The following is a 17,085-nucleotide window of genomic DNA, read 5'->3' on the forward strand; positions in this document are numbered from 1 at the left end:
ACACCGACACCGGCACCGCGCCCGTCCTCTCCCCGACCGAGGGCTCGGGTCAGCCGAGATGACCGCCCTCGTCACCCCGCCCCTGCCGGAACGGGCCGCCGGGAGGACGGACCCGGACGCCGAGCGCCCGAAGGCACCGGCCGCCCTCGGCGGCGGGCGCCTGTATCTGCGGCGCTTCGCCCGCAACCGGGGCGCCCTGCTCGGCCTCACGCTCTTCCTGCTCATCGTGCTGTTCAGCGTGTTCGGTGGCCTGTTCACCTCGTTCTCCTACACGGACGCCGACTTCCTCGCCCTCACCCAACCCCCGAGCGCCACCCACTACTTCGGCACCACCCAGGGCGGGAACGACATCTACGCCGAGGCGGTGCACGGTCTGCGCCGCTCCCTGGTGATCGCGGTGAGCGTGTCGGTGCTGACCAGCACCCTCGCCGCACTGATCGGCGCGGGCGCCGCCTACCTCGGCGGCCGGGTGGAGCGGCTGACCCTGATGGTCATCCACTTCCTGCTGGTCGTACCGTCCTTCCTGATCCTGGCCCTGGTCTCGCACCGTCTCGCCGGTGACTGGCGGGTCCTCATCCTGGTCCTGACCGTGTTCGGCTGGATGGGCACGGCACGTGTCGTATGGGCGCTCGCCACGTCGCTGCGGACCAGCGACTACGTACAGGCCGCCGAGTACATGGGCGTACGGCCCTGGCGGATCGTCGTCCGGCACATCATCCCGAACCTCGGCTCCCTGCTCGTCGTCCATCTCACTCTCGGAGTGGTGGCCACCGTGCTCGGCGAGACCGGTCTGTCCTTCCTCGGCTTCGGGGTGCAGACCCCGGACGTGTCGCTCGGCACCATGTTGGCCGACGGCTCCGGCGCGATCAGCTCCGCACCCTGGCTGTTCGGGTTCCCGGCCGCCCTGGTCGTGCTGCTCACGGTGTCGATGACGCTGGTCGGGGACGGGCTGCGGGACGCGCTCGACCCCATGTCCACCACCGGATCCCGAGGAGGCCGACGTTGACGTCCACCAGCGCCGGAGTACGGCAGTTCCCGGCGGACCCGGCTGCCACGCCGGTCCTGTCCGTCCGTGACCTGCGTGTCTCCTTCCCGTCCGAGGCCGGGCCGGTCCGCGCGGTGCGCGGGGTGAGCTTCGACGTGCTGCCCGGACGCACGCTCGGCATCGTCGGGGAGTCCGGCTCGGGCAAGTCCGCGACCGCGCTCGGCATCATGGGCCTGCTTCCGCCGACCGCGCACGTCTCGGGTGAGGTGCTGCTCGGGGGCCGGAACCTCGTCGGGCTGAGCGACCGGCTGCTGTCGGCGGTGCGCGGCAAGGACATCGGCATGGTCTTCCAGGACCCGCTGTCCGCCCTCACCCCGATCTTCCCGGTCGGCAGGCTGCTGGCCGACGCGCTCCGTGTGCACCAGGACCTGTCCCGGCGGGCCGCGTGGGAGCGTGCCGTCGAGCTGCTCGACCTGGTCGGCATCCCCGAACCCCGGCGCGGGGCGCGGTCGTTCCCGCACGAGTTCTCCGGCGGGATGCGGCAGCGGGTGGTGATCGCTCTGGCGATGGCGAACTCCCCCAAGGTCATCGTCGCGGACGAGCCGACCACCGCTCTCGACGCCACCGTCCAGGCGCAGATCCTCGGCGTACTGCGCACCGCGCAGGCCGAGACCGGCGCCGGGGTCGTCCTCATCACCCACGACCTGGGCGTCATCGCCGGGCACGCCGACGAGGTGGCCGTGATGTACGCGGGCCGGATCGTGGAGCGTGCCGGGGTGGACGAGCTGTTCGCGCGCCCCGCCATGCCGTACACCATCGGGCTGCTCGGCGCGGTGCCGCGCACCAAGGGCCGTACGGACCGGCCGCTGGTACCGATCCCGGGCGAGCCGCCGTCCCTGGTGGGCGACCCGGTGGGCTGCCCCTTCGCGGACCGCTGCCCGGCCGTCGCGGACGACTGCCGCACGGAAGAACCCGCACTCACCGCTGTCGCGGGACACGGCGAGGTGGCGTGCCTGCGAGTCGGGGAGATCGCGGACGGGAGAGTGGCGGCGGAGTCGCTGTTCGCTGTGGGAGCGGGGAGTGCGGGTGCTGGGGGTCGCGCCGAGGGTGCCGGGGGTGCGGGCGCGGGTCGTACGGGCTCGGAGGGCGCCGGGACCGCGGAGGCAGGTGGAGGGGATGCGGCTGCGGGTGGTACCGGTCCCCCCGGCGAACACATGGGTACCGACCACATGAGTACCGACCACACGGGTGCCGACAACCACATGGGCACCGGGCACACGAGTGCGGACAACCGCGTGGGCGCCGAGCACACGGGTGCCGACAACCACATGGGCACCGAGCACACGAGTGCGGACAACCGCGTGGGCGCCGACCACATGGGTGCCGAGCACACCCGTACGCCCGAACCCCCCGGCGCCCCCCACATGGGCCCGGCCCACACCCCGCCCCCCGGCGATGTGGTGCTCCGCGTGTCCGGGCTGACGAAGACCTTCCCCGTCACCCGTGGCGCCCTGCTGAAGCGCCGGGTCGGCACGCTGCACGCGGTCACCGATGTCGGTTTCGAGCTGCGGGCGGGCGAGACGCTGGGTCTGGTGGGCGAGTCGGGCAGCGGCAAGACGAGCACGCTGCTGGAGATCGTACGGCTGGCGGCGCCGGAGGGCGGCCGGGTGGAGGTGGCGGGTACGGACGTGGCCGCGCCCCGCTCGGCGGCACGGACTCAGGAGCTGCGCCGGACGGTGCAGATCGTCATGCAGGACCCGCTGGGCTCGCTCGATCCCCGGCTCCCCGTGTCCCAGTTGCTCGCGGAGCCGCTGCGGGCCGTCGGACACGAACGGGCGGCGATCCGGGCGCGGGTGGCCGAGCTGCTGGATCTGGTCGGGCTGGAGCCGTCCGTGGCGGACCGCTTCCCGGCGGCCCTGTCCGGCGGGCAGTGCCAGCGGGTCGGCATCGCCCGCGCGCTGGCCACCGAGCCGCGGCTCGTGGTGCTGGACGAACCGGTGTCCGCGCTGGACGTCTCGGTGCAGGCCGCCGTCGTCAATCTGCTGGTCCGGCTCCAGCGGGAACTGGGCCTCGCCTATCTGGTCGTCGCGCACGATCTGGCGGTGCTGCGGCACATGGCCGACCGGATCGCGGTGATGTATCTCGGCCACATGGTCGAGACCGGCGCCACCGAGGAACTGTTCGCGCACCCCACCCACCCGTACACCGAGGCCCTGCTGTCGGCCGTACCCGTGCCGGACCCGAGGATCGAGCGCTCGCGGGAGCACATCGTGCTGGAGGGCGAACAGCCCAGCGCGACCCGGCTCCCGGAGGGCTGCGTCTTCGTGGACCGCTGCCCGCTGTACCGGCTGCTGGACGAGAACGTGCGGCAGCGCTGCCGCACCGAGCGCCCGGCCCTGCGTCCGATCACGGCGGCGGTGGGCCCGGGCGCGGGACAGGTCGCTGCCCCGGCCGGTCCCGGCCCCGGCCATCAGCACGCCTGCCACGCCCGCTGACCCGCCGCGCCCGCCACGCCCGCTGAACCGCCGGGAGGGCAGCCCCCATGCCGGAAGTGCCCCGCGCCGGTAGAGCCGCTCCGCTCACCACGGAGTCGGCCCCCTCCCGCGCAGGGCCCCGCGCGGCACTGCCGCCGCGCCCCGGCTCAGTGGCGACCGCCGCGCCCCCGCGAGCCGTCGTGCGAGCCGTCGCGGTCGTCGCCGGACCGGCCGTCGTGCCGTCCGTCGTCCGCGCCGTGACGCCGGTCGTCGTCGCCGTGTCCGCCGGAGCGGTGGTGGGCCCCCGGGTGGTCGTCCGCGTGCGGCCGGTCCTCCACGGTGGCGGTGGGCGTCGGCCGCGCGGCGGAGGACGTCTTCCCCGCCGGGGCGGCGGAGGACACGGAGGGAATCGCCGTGACCCGGTCCCGGCCGGAGTCGTCCGCACCCGAGTGCCGTGCGTGGTCCTCGCCCTCCGCGTGGCGGCCGTGGTCGTCGGCACCGTCGTGGCGGCCGTGGTCGTCGGCGCCGTGCCTTTCGTGGGACGGGGCACTGGCCGTCGGGTGCGGCGCCGTGGAACCGGTGACGCTCGGGACCGCGCTGACCGGGCTGGTGCCGGGCCGGGCGGGGGCCGAGCCGACGGCCGTGGCGGTGTACGCGCCCCCACCGAGCACGGCCGCCGCTACGACGACGGCGGCGATGGTGCGACGGCGGCCGGTGAAACGGGAGTTGGTCATGACGTGTCCTGTCCTTCCGTCCGCTCCACGGCCCTTCCGTGGAGCGCGTCCGGTGCGTTCGCCGGACGAGGACAACCGTGCGCCAGGCATGCTGAAGCCAGGCTGAAGGAACCTGAAGGGTTCTTCAGGCGGGTTCTGACACCCTTGCGGTATGCGCCTGTTGATAGTCGAGGACGAGCGGCGGCTCGCCGTGGCTCTCTCGCGCGGCCTGGCCGCCGAGGGGTTCGCCGTGGACGTGGCCCATGACGGCCTGGAAGGGCTGCACCTGGCGCGGGAGCACGACTACGACCTGATCCTGCTCGACATCATGCTCCCCGGCATGAACGGCTACCGGGTGTGCGCCGCGCTGCGGGCCGAGGACGACGACACACCGATCCTCATGCTGACCGCGAAGGACGGCGAGTACGACGAGGCCGAGGGCCTGGACACGGGCGCTGACGACTACCTGACGAAGCCGTTCTCGTACGTCGTTCTTCAGGCCCGCATCCGCGCCCTGCTGCGGCGCCGGGCCCGGACCGGCTCACCGGTGCTGCGGGTGGGCGGGCTGAGCGTCGATCCGGGCGCCCGGCGGGTGAGCCGGGACGGCACGGAAGTCGCCCTGACCACCAAGGAGTTCGCGGTCCTCGAACACCTCGCGCGGCACGCGGGCGAGGTGGTGTCCAAGGCCGACATCCTGTCCCACGTCTGGGACTTCGCCTATGACGGCGACCCGAACATCGTCGAGGTCTACATCAGCGCGCTCCGCAGGAAGATCGACGCGCCCTTCGACCGCCGCTCCATCAGGACGGTACGCGGGGCGGGTTACCGCCTGGAGGCCGAGGGGGTCCGCAATGGCTAGACCGCTGAACTCCGTTCGGGCTCGGGCGACGCTCGCTGCGACGGCGGTGGTGTGCGTGGCGCTGGTCGCGGCGGGCTTCGCCGTACTGGCCGTCCTGCGGCACAACCTCACCGGTCGCGCGGGGCTGGAGGCGGAGGTGACCGCCCGTACGGTGGCCGGTTCACAGGACGCGCTCAACGGCCGCTTCGACCGGCTCGACCTGCCCGGGGACGGGCGCGTGGTCCAGGTCGTCGGCTCGGACGGCCGGGTGCTGAGCAGTGACGCGGTACTCGTGGGCCGGTCCCCCGTCGCGGACTACGCGCGCGCCGCCGCGGGGGTGACGGCGCCACGCCCGCTCCGCTCGTCCCCCGACTCCACGCATGCGGAATCCACTTCGCCCGCCTTCACCGCCCCCGCCCGGTACGCACCCGTCCGCACCGGCGCCGCTCACACCGTGACGCCCGTGGAGGATCACGGCCGCCGGGGCCGGGGCGGCGACGACCGCGGCGGAAGCGGGGGCGGTACGGAGAGCGGTGACGACCACGGCGGCAGACGTGGCGGGCTGGAAACCGTTCCCACCCCGAGCGTCGAGGACGACACCCCCCGTGCGACCCCGACGCCCTCCACCCCTCCGCGCGGCGAGGTCGGCACCGGGGTGGAGCGGCGGACGATCACGGCGACGGTGGCGGGCGCGACCCACGACTACAGCTTCGCCGCCGTCCAGGGCACCTCGTACGACGGGAGAACGTACACCGTCTACGCGGGTGTCTCCCTGGACGACGAGCAGGCGACCATCGGCCAGGTCACGGATTCGCTGCTCGCGGGGCTGCCGTTCTTGCTGGCCGTGGTGGCGGCGGTGACCTGGCTGGTCACACGGCGCGCGCTGCGCCCGGTGGAGGGCATCCGCGCCGAGATGGCGGAGATCACCGGCAGCGGCGACCTGTCCCGCCGGGTGCCCGAGCCCCGTTCGGGCGACGAGATCGCGCGGCTGGCCCGGACGACCAACAGCACGCTGGCGGCGCTGGAGCGTTCGGTGGAGCGGCAGCACCGCTTCATCGCGGACGCCTCGCACGAACTCCGCAGCCCTATAGCCAACTTGCGCACCCAGTTGGAGGTGGCGGACGCGCATCCCGACCTCCTCGACACCCGCGACCTCGTCCAGGACGTCGTACGCCTGCAGAACCTGGCCACCGACCTGCTTCTGCTCGCCCGCCTGGATGCCGGGGAGAGCCCGGCGCACGCGCGGGTGGACCTGACCACGCTGGTGCACGAGGAGGTCGCCGCGCGCGTCGGCACGGACCGGCTGCCGATCTCCGTGGACCTCGGGGACCGCGCCCTGGCCACGACCGGCAGCAGAACCCAGCTCTCCCGTGTCCTGGGCAACCTCCTCGACAACGCCCAGCGCCACGCGGCGTCCCGGGTGACGGTGACGGCGGCCGTCGAGGACGGCGCCATCACCCTCACCGTCCTGGACGACGGCCCCGGCGTCCCTCCGGAGGACCGTGAGCGGATCTTCGAGCGCTTCGTACGGCTCGACGACGCCCGCAGCCGCGACACCGGCGGCGCCGGTCTCGGCCTCGCCATCGCCCGCGATGTGATGCACCGTCACGGCGGCTCCCTGACGGTGGGGGGCGCACCGGGCGAGGGAGCGGTGTTCCGGGCGCGCCTGCCGGACGCCACCGGCCCCGGCGACGAGGGCTGACCCCGGTCCGGCCACGCGCACGGACACCCCTCCGCCCAAGCACGGCGAGCCCGGCCACGCGCACCGGCACCCCGCCCGCTCAAGCGCGGACCGAACCCGGCGCGCCCCCCAGCAGCAGCGGCCACACGCTGGGCATCTCGCCCACCGGCACCTCGATCAGCGACGGACCGGGCTCGCCGAGGCACTCCTTGAGGGCGCCGCCGAGCCGGGCCGGTCCGTCCGCCCGTACGGCCGGTACCCCGAACGACTCGGCGAGCCGGACGAAGTCGGGGCTGGCCAGGTCGCTGCCGATGAAGCGGCCGCCGAACTCGTCCGCCTGGATGCGCCGGACGTTCCCGTAGGCGTTGTCGTTGAAGACAACCGCCGTCACCGCGATGCCGTACTTGCGGGCCGTCGCCAGTTCCTGCATGTTCCAGCAGAACCCGCCGTCTCCGTTGACCGAGACGACCGCCCGGTCCGGGTTGCCCACCTTCACCCCCAGTGCCGAGGGGTAGCCGTAGCCGAGGGTGCCCTGGTAGCCGGGGGTGAGGAACGTCCCGGGCCGGTGCACGGGGTAGCCGACGGACGCCAGGTAGCCCACCTGGGTCAGCTCGTTGACCAGGAAGCCGTCGTCCGGGATGGCCTCGCGCAGCGCGCGGACGTAAGACCACTGCGGTTCGACGCTCTCGATCCGTCCGGCGCACCAGGCGCGGACTCCGGCCAGTTCTCCGGGCGGCCAGCCGGAGCCGCCCCGGCGCGAGGGCGCACGTCCACCTGCGCGGGCCAGCGCGGCCCGCAGCTCCTCCAGGACCGGGCGGGCGTCGGCGCACAGGGTGAGGTCGGCCGACCTCGGCGCGCCCAGGTCGGCGGGGTCCGCGTTCACCAGCGCGACGGCCGCGCCCGGACCGGTCGGCAGGGCCGTGCCGCGCGGCGAGACGAACCGGCTGCCCACGACCAGGACCGCGTCGGCGGCCGGGAGCAAGCGCGGTGCCGCGAGGCTGGAGAAGGCGAGCGGATGGTGGGCGGGCACCGCGCCGCCGGCGTTACGGCTCATCACGACCGGAGCGCCCAGTTCCTCGGCCAGCGCCGTGAGGGCCGGGCCCGCCCCGGAGGCGAGCACACCGCCGCCCGCGTAGAGGAGGGGGCGGCGCGCCTCCCGGAGCAGGGCGGTGAGTTCCGCGAGCACGTCCTGTTCCGGGGAGCCGGAGCCCCCGGCCCGCTCGCCCCGGTGCCCCCGCCCGGCGTCGTCCTCCCCGGCGGGTTCCCCCACCACGGACTCCGGACCGTTCTCCACCCGTGCGGCGAGGACGTCCGCCGGGATCGTCAGGGCCACCGGCCGGGGGCGCCCGGACCTGGACCGCCGTACCGCCTCACGGACCAGGCCGGGTACGCGATCCGGGGTGTCGGCGCGCGCGGACCACTTGGTGACGGATGCCAGCATCCCGTCCTGGTCGGGCAGTTCGTGCAGCATGCCGAGGCCGCGTCCGGCCAGGGTGGACGGGATGTCGGCGGCCACGCACAGCATCGGCGAGGAACAGGCGTAGCCGGTGGCCACCGCCGGGAGGGCGTTCAGCACCCCGGGGCCGGGCACCACCAGGCAGACCCCGGGGCGTCCGGTGGTGCGGGCGTACGCCTCCGCCATGTGGGCGGCGCCCTGTTCGTGCCGGGCGGCGATGTACTCGATGGGTCCTCCGGCGGCCCGGGAACGCGCGAGGGCGTCCAGCACGTGGTCGAGCTGGACGCCCGGCACGCCGAACACGTGCCGGACCCCCTCTCGTTCCAGTTGGTCCACCAGCGCCTGGGCCCCGTTCAGCTCCACGCCTGTGCCTTCCTCTCGTCCTCCGGGTGGGGGGTGGGTTCCGGTCCGGCTCCGGCGTCCCGGCGGTCCAGCCGGTTCAGCACCGGGACCGTCATGACCGTGGTGACCAGGGCGACGAGGACCAGGGCGGCGAACAACTGGTCGCTGACGATGCCCGCGGAGAGCCCGATGTTGAGCGCGATGAGCTGCATCAGCCCGCGGGCGTTCATCAGCGCGCCGACCCGGAGGGCCACCGGGCCGGGTTCACCGCGCAGCCGGGCGGCGGCCCAGCAGCCGCCGAACTTGCCCGCCACCGCCACGACGACGGCGGCGCCCCCGAAGGCCAGCACGGACGGGTCGGAGAACACGTCGAAGCGGGTGTTCAGACCGGAGTAGGTGAAGAACATCGGAACGAACACCACCTGGGTCAGGGACTGGGTGGTCCGCACCAGCCGTTCCGACGGCTCCCCGCGCGGCATCGCCATGCCGACGCAGAACGCCCCGAACACCGCGTAGAGCTGGATGACGTCGGTGAACCACGCGGCGCAGAACAGTACGGCCACGGTGAACAGCAGGCGGGTCTCGTCGCCGAGGCCCGGCCGCTGGACCACCCAGGCCAGCAGTCGTCGGCCCAGCAGGAGCAGCACGGCCACGAAGAGCAGGGAACCGCCGATGGCCGTGACGGCGGGCCCGGGTCTGCCGGAGGCCACGCTGAGCACCCCGGCGAGCATCATCCAGGCGACGGCGTCGTCGGTGGCACCGGCCGCCAGCGAGAGGGAGCCGAACCGGGAGCCGGACAGCCCCCGTTCGGTGATGATCCGGGCCAGCATGGGGAAGGCCGTGATGGCCAGGGCGACACCGACGAACGCGGCGGTCACCCACACCGGGACGCCCCGGACGAAGATGCCGACGTGGCCGTGGACCAGGACGGTCAGCGCCACACCGGACACCAGCGGCACCGCCACCCCGGCCAGGGAGACCGTGACGGCGGTCCCGGCCAGCCCGCGCCCCGCGTGCCCCCGGAACTCGAACCCGGCGGCGAACATCAGGGCCACCAGGCCGATCTGACCGGCGACGTACAGCACCGGCTTCAGCTCCGGGGGGAAGACCCGCGCGGACAGGCCGGGGGCGAGCAGTCCGAACAGGGACGGGCCGAGCAGCACCCCGGCGATCATCTCGCCGACCACGGGCGGCTGCCCGAACCGTCCCGCGGCCAGGACGACGAGTCGGCAGACCAGCAGGATGACGACGACGGCCAGGAAGAAGGCGGGAGCGAGCTCCACGGGAGTCATGTCCGCGTCCTCTCAGCGGCCGGAGGCGGCGGTGGGGGAACCGCCGGAGGCGGCGAAGTGGTTCCGGCAGAGCCCCTGTCGTCTGGCGTCCCACACCATGTAGGTGCCGAGGACGAGCTGGACGAGGCTGCGCCCGACGCCCTCCCAGCGGTCGGCCAGCCGCATGGCCGCAAGCCGGGCCCGTGGGCGGTCCGGTGTTCCGGGCGGGCCGCCGGTGCGGGGAACGAGCAGGCAGGGTCCCCGGCTGGGCAGCGACCGCGTGTGCTGGGCGGAGGACTCCAGCCGGAACCGCCGCAGCGTCTCCTCCGCCGCCACCCGCATGGTGAGGACGGCGAAACCGCGGGCGGGACAGGGCCGGTTGGCCGGTATCCCGAACGGGATGGACTCGGCGGGCCGGGTGTCCGCGTCCAGCCAGCGGTCCGGATCGAACGGGCCCTGGCCGGACCGCTGGTACTCCGGGTAGTTGAACAGCAGCACCGAGCCCGCCGGGATCGGGCTCCGGCCCGCCCGGGGGATCTCGGCGGACGTGACGCGGTGGGCCACTCCGAAGAGCGGGAAGTGCTGGAGGGTCTCGTCGATGACCCCGTCCAGGAAGCCGGGACGGGTCTCCCCGGCCGACAGCCGGTCCTGGACCTCCCGGTGGGTGGCGACGGCCAGCAGCAGGTGGGCCATCGCCTCCGACATCTGCACCACGGCGGTGTTGAAGAACGTGCCCTGGAGGTAGTACGCCTGCTCGTCGGCGGAGAGCGTGGCGGGCAACGGCACCGGAGGGGGGTCGTGGGCGAGCCGGTCCCTGAGGTACGCGGTGAGCCGGGCCCGGCGTTCCAAGTGGCGCAGGCCGGTGCATTTCAGCGCGCTGACCACGTCGTCCGCGTTGCCGGTGATCAGGTCCCTGACGTGGCGGGGGCACGGTGCGCGGAACACCACCTCGTAGTACACCTCGGCCCACACGGGCATCATCAGGTCGCGCAGCCTGACCCGGTGGACGGGGGCGGAGGCGGGGAGTTCGTCGAGCACACCCCGGATGCGGCGGCCGACCAGTTCCGCCCACTCGTCCTTGGACAGTCCGGCCAGGATCTGCCGGGTGGTGCGGGCCACGTCGTCGTAGCGCGGGCCGGGTTCCAGGTGCTCCTGGTGCACGTGCGGGCCGGGTGACAGCCAGTACCAGAACAGGTCGGACAGCGCCGCGCCCCGGCTGCGGCCGTCGGCCGCGGGATGGCCGTACACCTTCCTGAACTCCTGGGCGGACACCTCGCGGCCGGGTACCTCGACGCCCTGTTCGCCGCCCACCCGGGCGAAGATGCGCACCCGCAGCGCGATCACCAGACCGGGCAGCCAGGAGGGCAGCGTCACCGCCGCGACCGCCGCGAGGGCGACGGCCGCCCATCCGGCGGGGCTCATCCGGCGACCCCGCCGAACCGGTGGTCGGCCCCCGGCACCACGTCCGTACCGGGCCCGAACCCCCAGGCGGGCGGGCGGACCAGATCGGGCGTCAGGTCGGCCGGGCCCGAGGCCCCGCACAGCGCGAGGGCGTCGTCCAGTTCGTCGCGCAGCAGTTCCAGCAGCCGCCGTACGCCCTTCTCGCCGCCCTCGGCCAGTGCCCACATCACGGGGCGGCCGATGCCCACGGCGACCGCGCCGAGCGCGAGCGCCTTGACCACGTCGGTTCCGCGCCGCACCCCGCCGTCCAGCACCACGGGGACACGGCCGTCCACCGCGGCGACGATCTCGGGCAGCAGTTCCACGGTGGCCGGGACGGTGTCGAGCTGCCGTCCGCCGTGGTTGGAGAGCAGCAGCCCGTCCACACCGTGCCGGACGGCCAGGCGGGCGTCCTCGGGGTGCAGCACGCCCTTGAGCAGGATGGGCAGGTCCGTCGTGCGGCGCAGCCGATCGACGTGCTCCCAGTTCAGCTCGGGCGACATGGCGATCTGCCGTACGTGGCCGCGCTCGCCGTCGCGCAGGTCCACCAGGTTCTCGCAGCGCAGGCCGGGCGGCAGGTCGTGGAAACCGTTGCGCCGGTTGCGTTCCCCGGCGCCGAGCACCGGGGAGTCCACGGTGACCACCAGGGCGGAGCACCCGGCGTCGGTCGCCCGCCGGACCAGCGCGTCGGTGATCTCCGGGTCGGGCTGGATGTAGAGCTGGAACCACAGCGGTGGCGCCTGGCCGCCCTCGGTGGCGGCCCGCGCCGCGTCGGCGATCTCCCCGACGGCGACCGTGGACGCCATCGAGACGATCATGACGGCTCCGGCCGCCGCGGCGGCCCGCGCGGTGGCCAACTCCCCTTCCGGATTCAGGAGTTTGTGGAACGCGGTCGGGGAGAGCAGGATCGGCAGGTCGGCACGGCCGCCGAACAGCCTGGTCTCCAGGTTGCGTTCGGCGCTGCCCCGGAGCACCCGAGGCAGCAGCCTGAGCCGCCGGAAGGCGGCCTGGTTGGCCCGTACGGTGATCTCGTCCTGGGCGCCACCGGCGATGAAGTCGGCGTAGACGGGGTCGAGTTCGGCGCGGGCGGCGGTCTCGAAGTCGTGGACGGTGTAGTGCATGTCGCTCACCGCCCGGCGGGGCTCGGCCGGAGGTCCAGCTCGCGGGCGAAGAAGTCCGCCAGCGGGGCGTGGTGCACCTCCGGGTCGTCCCACTGGTTCTCCAGGTTCTCCGCCAGGTGATGGGTGCCCAGCAGGTCACCGTCCCGGAAGTGGCGGATCACCGGGTGCAGATAGGCCGCGTCGAAGGCTTCCTCGACCGAGTTCTGCGCGGTGCGGCGCACCGTGATGTCGAAGGGGTCGATCTTGTCGTGGTCGGGGCCGTACTCCAGGGTGACGGTGAAGTAGTCGCGGTCCCTGGTGAGCCGGCCCTCGTGCGCGTACGCCACCGGCACTTCCTCGTGGTGGCGGGCCGGTTCGCCGGGCGCCGTGACGAGCAGGTCACCGAGGACGGCGAACTGCTGCCAGAGCGCGGAGCTGCGGTTGACGCGGGACACCACGGCGTCGGCCAGCGCGGCCGGGGAGGCGTCCACGAGCGTGTGCGGCCAGGGCCGTTCGTGGTGGCGTTCGTCGAGGACGCGGGCGAGGGCGCGCACGGCGTAGCGGAAGCCGTGGATGAAGCCGCCGGTGGACTTCTTGAAGTCCCGCTGCTGCATCAGGGTCCCGGCGATGTAGAGGCCCGGCACGTTGACGGACTCGTAGGCCGGGGTGAGGGCGGCGAAGCGGTCGTCGATGACCAGCTCGGGTCGGCAGTCCGGGTCGAAGATCGAGGCGTCGAAGCGGAAGCCGGTGCACAGGACGACTCGGTCGTACCGCAGTTCCTTCACCACCTCGTCCGCCCGGGAGAAGCTGAAGCGGACCCGGAACCCGCCCTCGGTGTCCGGCTCGATCGACAGCACATGGCCGTCCAGGAGGGCGTTCTGCGACTTGAGTTGGTAGGTGTCGAGGAAGTTGTTGTTCACCGCGCGGAGGTGGCCGACGTAGTGGGTGTTCCAGGCGAGCCTCACGGAGTGCGGCCCGGCGACGTGGATCACGGCCGCGGTCTCCACGAGGTTGTCCGCGGTCTCGAAGGCGGAGTTGCCCTTGCCGAGGACGAGGACCCGTTGGCCGGTGAAGTCGTCCGGGTCCACGGACACCGCCGAGTAGTCCTCGGCGTGCTCGACGCCGGGTATGTCGGGGGTGTTGGGGAGGCTCACCCCGGTGGCCACCACCAGTCGGCGCGCCCGGTGCTCGTGCCCGTGCTGGTCGGTGACGACGAACCCGTCACCGGCGGCGTCCCGGCCCACCCGCTCCACGCTGGTGTCGTAGGCGATGTCCAGCTTGAACGTCTCGGCATAGTCGGCGAGGTAACGCAGCAGGTCGTCGGCGTGCGGGAAGTAACGCTTGCTGTACTGGGAGAACAGCGGTCCGCCGTCCGGGGTGAGCAGGGAGTTCCAGTCCATCCGGAGGTTCAGTTCGGGATCGTCGGTCCCGTTGTGCACCTTGTTGATGGAGATCAGTTTGCGGTGGCGGGGGAACGTACGGAAGAAGGTGCCCGGCCCTTGGCCTCGCTCCAGTATCCGGTACGAGTGCCCGGCCGTCCGGAGTAACTGCCCGAGCTGGAGGCCGGCCGGTCCGGCGCCGATGACAACGTAGTCGAGGGGTGCGCTCTGCGGGGATTCCATGAAAGCTCCTGGTGCTTCGGGCGGGGACGTACCTGAAGACGTACGGAAGAGCTCGGATGAACGCTTCGCCTCGTGGCCCGCGAAGACCGGAGATCCGTCCGGTACGACGGCGTCCGGCCGGGTGGCGAACGCGGACCGGCCTGCTGCGACGAAGGGGGACCGGGCCGGGCGCGGTGGTGTCGGCCCGGCCGGGGTCGTGGGGGGTGGCGCGCCGGAACGGGTGAGAGTTGCGGTGCGAGAGGGAAACGGGGCCGTTCCGACCGGGGCACGACGGCCGTCCATCGGATTCCTGTTGAAATCTCAAGAAGCACCGTAACAACGAGAGTCACGGGGGACAACAGGGTCACAGCGATACACGGGGGGGGCGACACAGGGCCACTCCGGTCACCTGCGGCACACACCGGTCAGCTTCAGGTCGGTGTCCGGTCCCCGAAAACGGATCAAGGGGTGGTTCCGGATACCTCCGGAACCACCCCTTGCCTCCGACTCGTTCGAGTCGGGACGACAGGATTTGAACCTGCGACCCCTTGACCCCCAGGAGTAGAGGTCAAAGGTCTTTTCTGGATATAGCAGACTTAATTAGGGCGGATAGCGCGCATAGCAGGCACTGTCGTGCACTGTCGCGCTCACCGTGTGGTCCCCAACTGGTCCCCAAGCCAGCGCGGTAGAGCCCTACGCAAGGACCTCGCCCTCGCTGCGCCGGTCAGCCCACCACTTGCCCGATCTCACTTCCTGTGAGCTACCGGAGCCAGCAGGCCGCCGTCCAGGCGAACAGGTCTGCTCCCAGACCGGTGAGCTCGTCCGACGCGACCTCTCCTGCCCGTCGACGCTCCGCCAACCGCCGACAGTCTGGCGCCGCCGGGTTCGGCGCTATCACCCCTCAGTTGCCGATCGACTGTTGGTTATCGGTCTCTTGGGTGGCGGCCCAGGTGGCGAGGAGCCGTAGTCCCTCTTCGGAGGGTGAGCCGGGTTCGGCGGTGTAGATAGTGAGGGTGAGGCCGGGGGCGGCGGCCATGTCCAGGCCCTCGAAGGCGAGGGTGAGGTCGCCGAGGCATGGTGGTGCCGGTGCCGGGGTGGCGGACGTTGTGGGCGCCCCATCTGGTGCGGAAGGCGTCGCTGCGGGTGGACAGTTCGCCGACCAGGTCGTGGAGATCCTTGTCGTGCCGGTTGCGGCCGGCTCCCGTCTGGATGTTCGCCGGCTTCCACTTCTGGTGGCCGAAGTTCACCGGCAAGATGCTGGACGAGCGGCTCGGCAAGATCACCTTCTGGACGCTGTTCATCGGCTTCCACGGCACCTTCCTGGTCCAGCACTGGCTGGGCGCCGAGGGCATGCCGCGCCGGTACGCCGACTACCTGGCGGCCGACGGCTTCACCGCGCTGAACACCGTCTCGTCGATCTTCTCGTTCCTGCTTGGCCTGTCAATGCTCCCGTTCTTCTACAACGTCTGGAAGACGGCGAAGTACGGCAAGCCCCGTCGAGGTGGACGACCCGTGGGGCTACGGCCGCTCGCTGGAGTGGGCGACCTCCTGCCCGCCGCCCCGCCACAACTTCGTCACATCCGCAGCGAATCCCTGGCGTTCGACCTGCACCACCCGGACATCGCGCGGGCGGAGCGCGAGGCGTACGCCATCGAGCACTGAGTCGGAGCACCGAGCCAGAGCACTGAGTCCGGAGACCACCATGACCAGACTGCCGGGGCAGGAAGCCGAAGGCGCCGGCCTCGGCAACGAGGTCGAGGGGTATCTGCTGTGGCAGGCCACCATCGCGGTGGCCGAACAGCGGGCGCGGGAGTTCACCGAGCGCATGGACTGCCTGACCACGGCGCAGCGCGAGGAGATCGAGCAGCTCCACGTCTCCGACAGCCTGCGCCGCGCCAAGCAGGACCTGGAGCGCGTCGCGGCCCGCTGCCGTTCCCTGCGGGGCGAGTACGATGCGGCTGCGCTGTGTGGGATACACGCTGGGCGCGGCGGCCGGTCTCACCTCGGCGGCGGCCGCCGCGCTGGCGCTGAGCCGCTGAGCGCTTGCCGCTGAGCCGCTTCTCACTGACCGGAGAGGACCCTCGTATGAAGATCGCCGTCGTCGGAGCGGGCGGATTCGTCGGATCACGCCTGGTGAAGAAGCTCCGCTCGGAGGGCCACGAGGTCACCGCGCACGACCGCTCCACCGGGGTCGACCTGCTGACGGGCGAGGGCGTACCGGAGGCGCTGGCCGGGGCGGGGGTCGTCGTCAACACCATCGACGCCCCCAGCTTCGACGAGGCCGCCGTCCCGTTCTTCCGCACCACGACGGAGACGCTGCTGAACGCGGCGGACCGGGCCGGGGTCGGAAACGTGGTGCTCCTCTCCATCGTCGGCATCGACCAGGTGCCGGACGTGGAGTACTACCGGGCGAAACTGGAGCAGGAACGCCTGCTGGAGGCGGGCCCGGTCCCGTACACGATCGTGCGGGCCACCCAGTTCATGGACTTCGTGGAGCCGATCATGTCCTGGACGACATCCGGCGACACCGTCCGCCTCCCCACGACGCGCCTCCAGCCGGTCGCCGTCGAAGACGTGGTCGCCACCCTCGCCGAGGCCGCCACCACCCCTCCCCGCAACGGCATCGTCAACATCGCGGGCCCCGACATCTTCCCCCTGGACGAACTGGCCCGCCTCACCCTCAGCGCCCACCCCGACGGCCGCAAGGTGCTCATCGACGAGGCGGCCGGCCTCTTCGGCCAGGTCCCCAGGGACGCCCTCATCGCGCCCCCGGGTGCCCGTCTGGGTGCGATGTCCTACGAGCAGTGGTTGCAGCACCACGACTGAGGCAGCGTCCGGGCTCATTCGTGCACGTCGTTTCAGCGTTCGTTCCCGGAACCGGTTGGCAGAGGATGCCGACCAGCGTTTTGCCGATGGTGAGGCCGACAGCGCTGTAAGGCTCGCGCGCGACCGTGACCGAGGCACCCTTGGTGCAGCTCCTGTCCGTCGCGTTGGCGGAGTCGACCTTTCCCCGCAGGATGCCGTGGGAGCTGTCCGTGAGGGTGCCGGTGACGAGACCTCCCCAGTCGAGGTGGACGTGTCGTCGCACGGCGGAGCCTCGGTCGCGCAGTCGCGCAGGACTGGGTAGCGGTACGTGAAGTCGCCCTCCCCAGAGATCTTCAAGGTGGCCTGGGCCCAGCTCCAG

Annotated in this window: 12 protein-coding genes and 2 pseudogenes; 7 read left to right on the top strand and 7 right to left on the bottom strand. The window is 72.5% G+C overall.

Translation table 11 applies throughout. The features are described 5' to 3' along the window. Positions 1-58 precede the first annotated feature (58 nt). Together KUM39_RS11130 and KUM39_RS28145 are read left to right on the top strand one after the other, a co-directional pair. Positions 59-1,006 carry an ABC transporter permease gene (locus tag KUM39_RS11130; RefSeq protein WP_217785335.1) on the top strand — a complete coding sequence of 316 codons (948 nt, stop codon included), beginning with the start codon at positions 59-61 and terminating at the stop codon, positions 1,004-1,006. After that, positions 1,003-3,480, top strand: a complete 2,478-nt coding sequence (locus KUM39_RS28145) for a dipeptide ABC transporter ATP-binding protein (RefSeq protein ID WP_246619940.1) — start codon at positions 1,003-1,005, stop codon at positions 3,478-3,480. The genes KUM39_RS11130 and KUM39_RS28145 overlap by 4 nt, the downstream gene beginning before the upstream one ends. Before the next feature lie 146 nt (positions 3,481-3,626). Here the strand turns inward: KUM39_RS28145 and KUM39_RS11145 are convergent, their stop codons facing one another. Continuing rightward, complete coding sequence (locus tag KUM39_RS11145; protein WP_217785336.1) at positions 3,627-4,193, bottom strand: hypothetical protein; 567 nt, start codon at positions 4,191-4,193, stop codon at positions 3,627-3,629. 151 nt (positions 4,194-4,344) lie between these two features. Between KUM39_RS11145 and KUM39_RS11150 the strand changes: the two genes are divergently transcribed. Beyond that, complete coding sequence (locus tag KUM39_RS11150) at positions 4,345-5,031, top strand: response regulator (protein WP_217785338.1); 687 nt, start codon at positions 4,345-4,347, stop codon at positions 5,029-5,031. A gap of 541 nt (positions 5,032-5,572) precedes the next feature. Then, entirely contained in the window at positions 5,573-6,712 is a 1,140-nt protein-coding gene (locus KUM39_RS11155) for a sensor histidine kinase (RefSeq protein WP_443732236.1), read from the top strand. Positions 6,713-6,791: 79 nt separating this feature from the next. Here the strand turns inward: KUM39_RS11155 and KUM39_RS11160 are convergent, their stop codons facing one another. From KUM39_RS11160 to KUM39_RS11185, 6 genes and pseudogenes are all read right to left on the bottom strand, one after another. Continuing rightward, positions 6,792-8,510 carry a thiamine pyrophosphate-binding protein gene (locus KUM39_RS11160; protein WP_217785342.1) on the bottom strand — a complete coding sequence of 573 codons (1,719 nt, stop codon included), beginning with the start codon at positions 8,508-8,510 and terminating at the stop codon, positions 6,792-6,794. Then, a complete protein-coding gene (locus tag KUM39_RS11165; protein ID WP_217785343.1) occupies positions 8,501-9,781 on the bottom strand; it encodes a cation:proton antiporter in 1,281 nt (426 codons plus the stop codon). The genes KUM39_RS11160 and KUM39_RS11165 overlap by 10 nt, the downstream gene beginning before the upstream one ends. 12 nt (positions 9,782-9,793) lie before the next feature. Beyond that, the gene (locus KUM39_RS11170) at positions 9,794-11,182 is read right to left on the bottom strand and encodes a cytochrome P450 (RefSeq protein WP_217785344.1); all 1,389 of its coding nucleotides are present in this window, start codon (positions 11,180-11,182) and stop codon (positions 9,794-9,796) included. Further along, on the bottom strand, positions 11,179-12,321 hold the full coding sequence (locus KUM39_RS11175; protein WP_217785346.1) for an alpha-hydroxy acid oxidase: 1,143 nt from the start codon (positions 12,319-12,321) through the stop codon (positions 11,179-11,181). Before KUM39_RS11175 ends, KUM39_RS11170 begins: the two co-directional genes overlap by 4 nt. Positions 12,322-12,326: 5 nt before the next feature. Next, positions 12,327-13,922: an NAD(P)-binding domain-containing protein gene (locus tag KUM39_RS11180; RefSeq protein ID WP_217785348.1), complete on the bottom strand. Its 1,596-nt coding sequence runs from the start codon at positions 13,920-13,922 to the stop codon at positions 12,327-12,329. Positions 13,923-14,802: 880 nt separating this feature from the next. Then, positions 14,803-15,118 (bottom strand): annotated as a pseudogene (locus KUM39_RS11185) (MmyB family transcriptional regulator); the annotation flags it as partial. Here KUM39_RS11185 and KUM39_RS11190 point away from each other — a divergent pair. The 3 genes and pseudogenes from KUM39_RS11190 to KUM39_RS11200 all read left to right on the top strand — a co-directional run. Next, positions 15,111-15,563 (top strand): annotated as a pseudogene (locus tag KUM39_RS11190) (cbb3-type cytochrome c oxidase subunit I); the annotation flags it as partial. The pseudogenes KUM39_RS11185 and KUM39_RS11190 overlap by 8 nt on opposite strands. A 40-nt stretch (positions 15,564-15,603) precedes the next feature. Continuing rightward, complete coding sequence (locus KUM39_RS11195) at positions 15,604-15,954, top strand: cytochrome C oxidase subunit I (protein WP_246619941.1); 351 nt, start codon at positions 15,604-15,606, stop codon at positions 15,952-15,954. A 32-nt stretch (positions 15,955-15,986) separates the two neighbouring features. Then, positions 15,987-16,727 carry an SDR family oxidoreductase gene (locus tag KUM39_RS11200; protein ID WP_217785350.1) on the top strand — a complete coding sequence of 247 codons (741 nt, stop codon included), beginning with the start codon at positions 15,987-15,989 and terminating at the stop codon, positions 16,725-16,727. The last annotated feature ends 358 nt before the right edge of the window (positions 16,728-17,085 follow it).

The sequence above is a fragment of the Streptomyces corallincola genome, assembly GCF_019104725.1.
GTDB lineage: Bacteria > Actinomycetota > Actinomycetes > Streptomycetales > Streptomycetaceae > Streptomyces > Streptomyces corallincola.

Excerpts from the sequence above, each read along its gene's own strand:
- KUM39_RS11180 (WP_217785348.1), bottom strand. The coding sequence starts at position 13,922 with ATGGAATCCCCGCAGAGCGCACCCCTCGACTACGTTGTCATCGGCGCC.
- KUM39_RS11165 (WP_217785343.1), bottom strand. The coding sequence starts at position 9,781 with ATGACTCCCGTGGAGCTCGCTCCCGCCTTCTTCCTGGCCGTCGTCGTC.
- KUM39_RS11145 (WP_217785336.1), bottom strand. The coding sequence starts at position 4,193 with ATGACCAACTCCCGTTTCACCGGCCGCCGTCGCACCATCGCCGCCGTC.
- KUM39_RS11170 (WP_217785344.1), bottom strand. The coding sequence starts at position 11,182 with ATGAGCCCCGCCGGATGGGCGGCCGTCGCCCTCGCGGCGGTCGCGGCG.
- KUM39_RS11130 (WP_217785335.1), top strand. The coding sequence starts at position 59 with ATGACCGCCCTCGTCACCCCGCCCCTGCCGGAACGGGCCGCCGGGAGG.
- KUM39_RS11150 (WP_217785338.1), top strand. The coding sequence starts at position 4,345 with ATGCGCCTGTTGATAGTCGAGGACGAGCGGCGGCTCGCCGTGGCTCTC.
- KUM39_RS11200 (WP_217785350.1), top strand. The coding sequence starts at position 15,987 with ATGAAGATCGCCGTCGTCGGAGCGGGCGGATTCGTCGGATCACGCCTG.
- KUM39_RS11195 (WP_246619941.1), top strand. The coding sequence starts at position 15,604 with ATGACCAGACTGCCGGGGCAGGAAGCCGAAGGCGCCGGCCTCGGCAAC.
- KUM39_RS11175 (WP_217785346.1), bottom strand. The coding sequence starts at position 12,321 with ATGCACTACACCGTCCACGACTTCGAGACCGCCGCCCGCGCCGAACTC.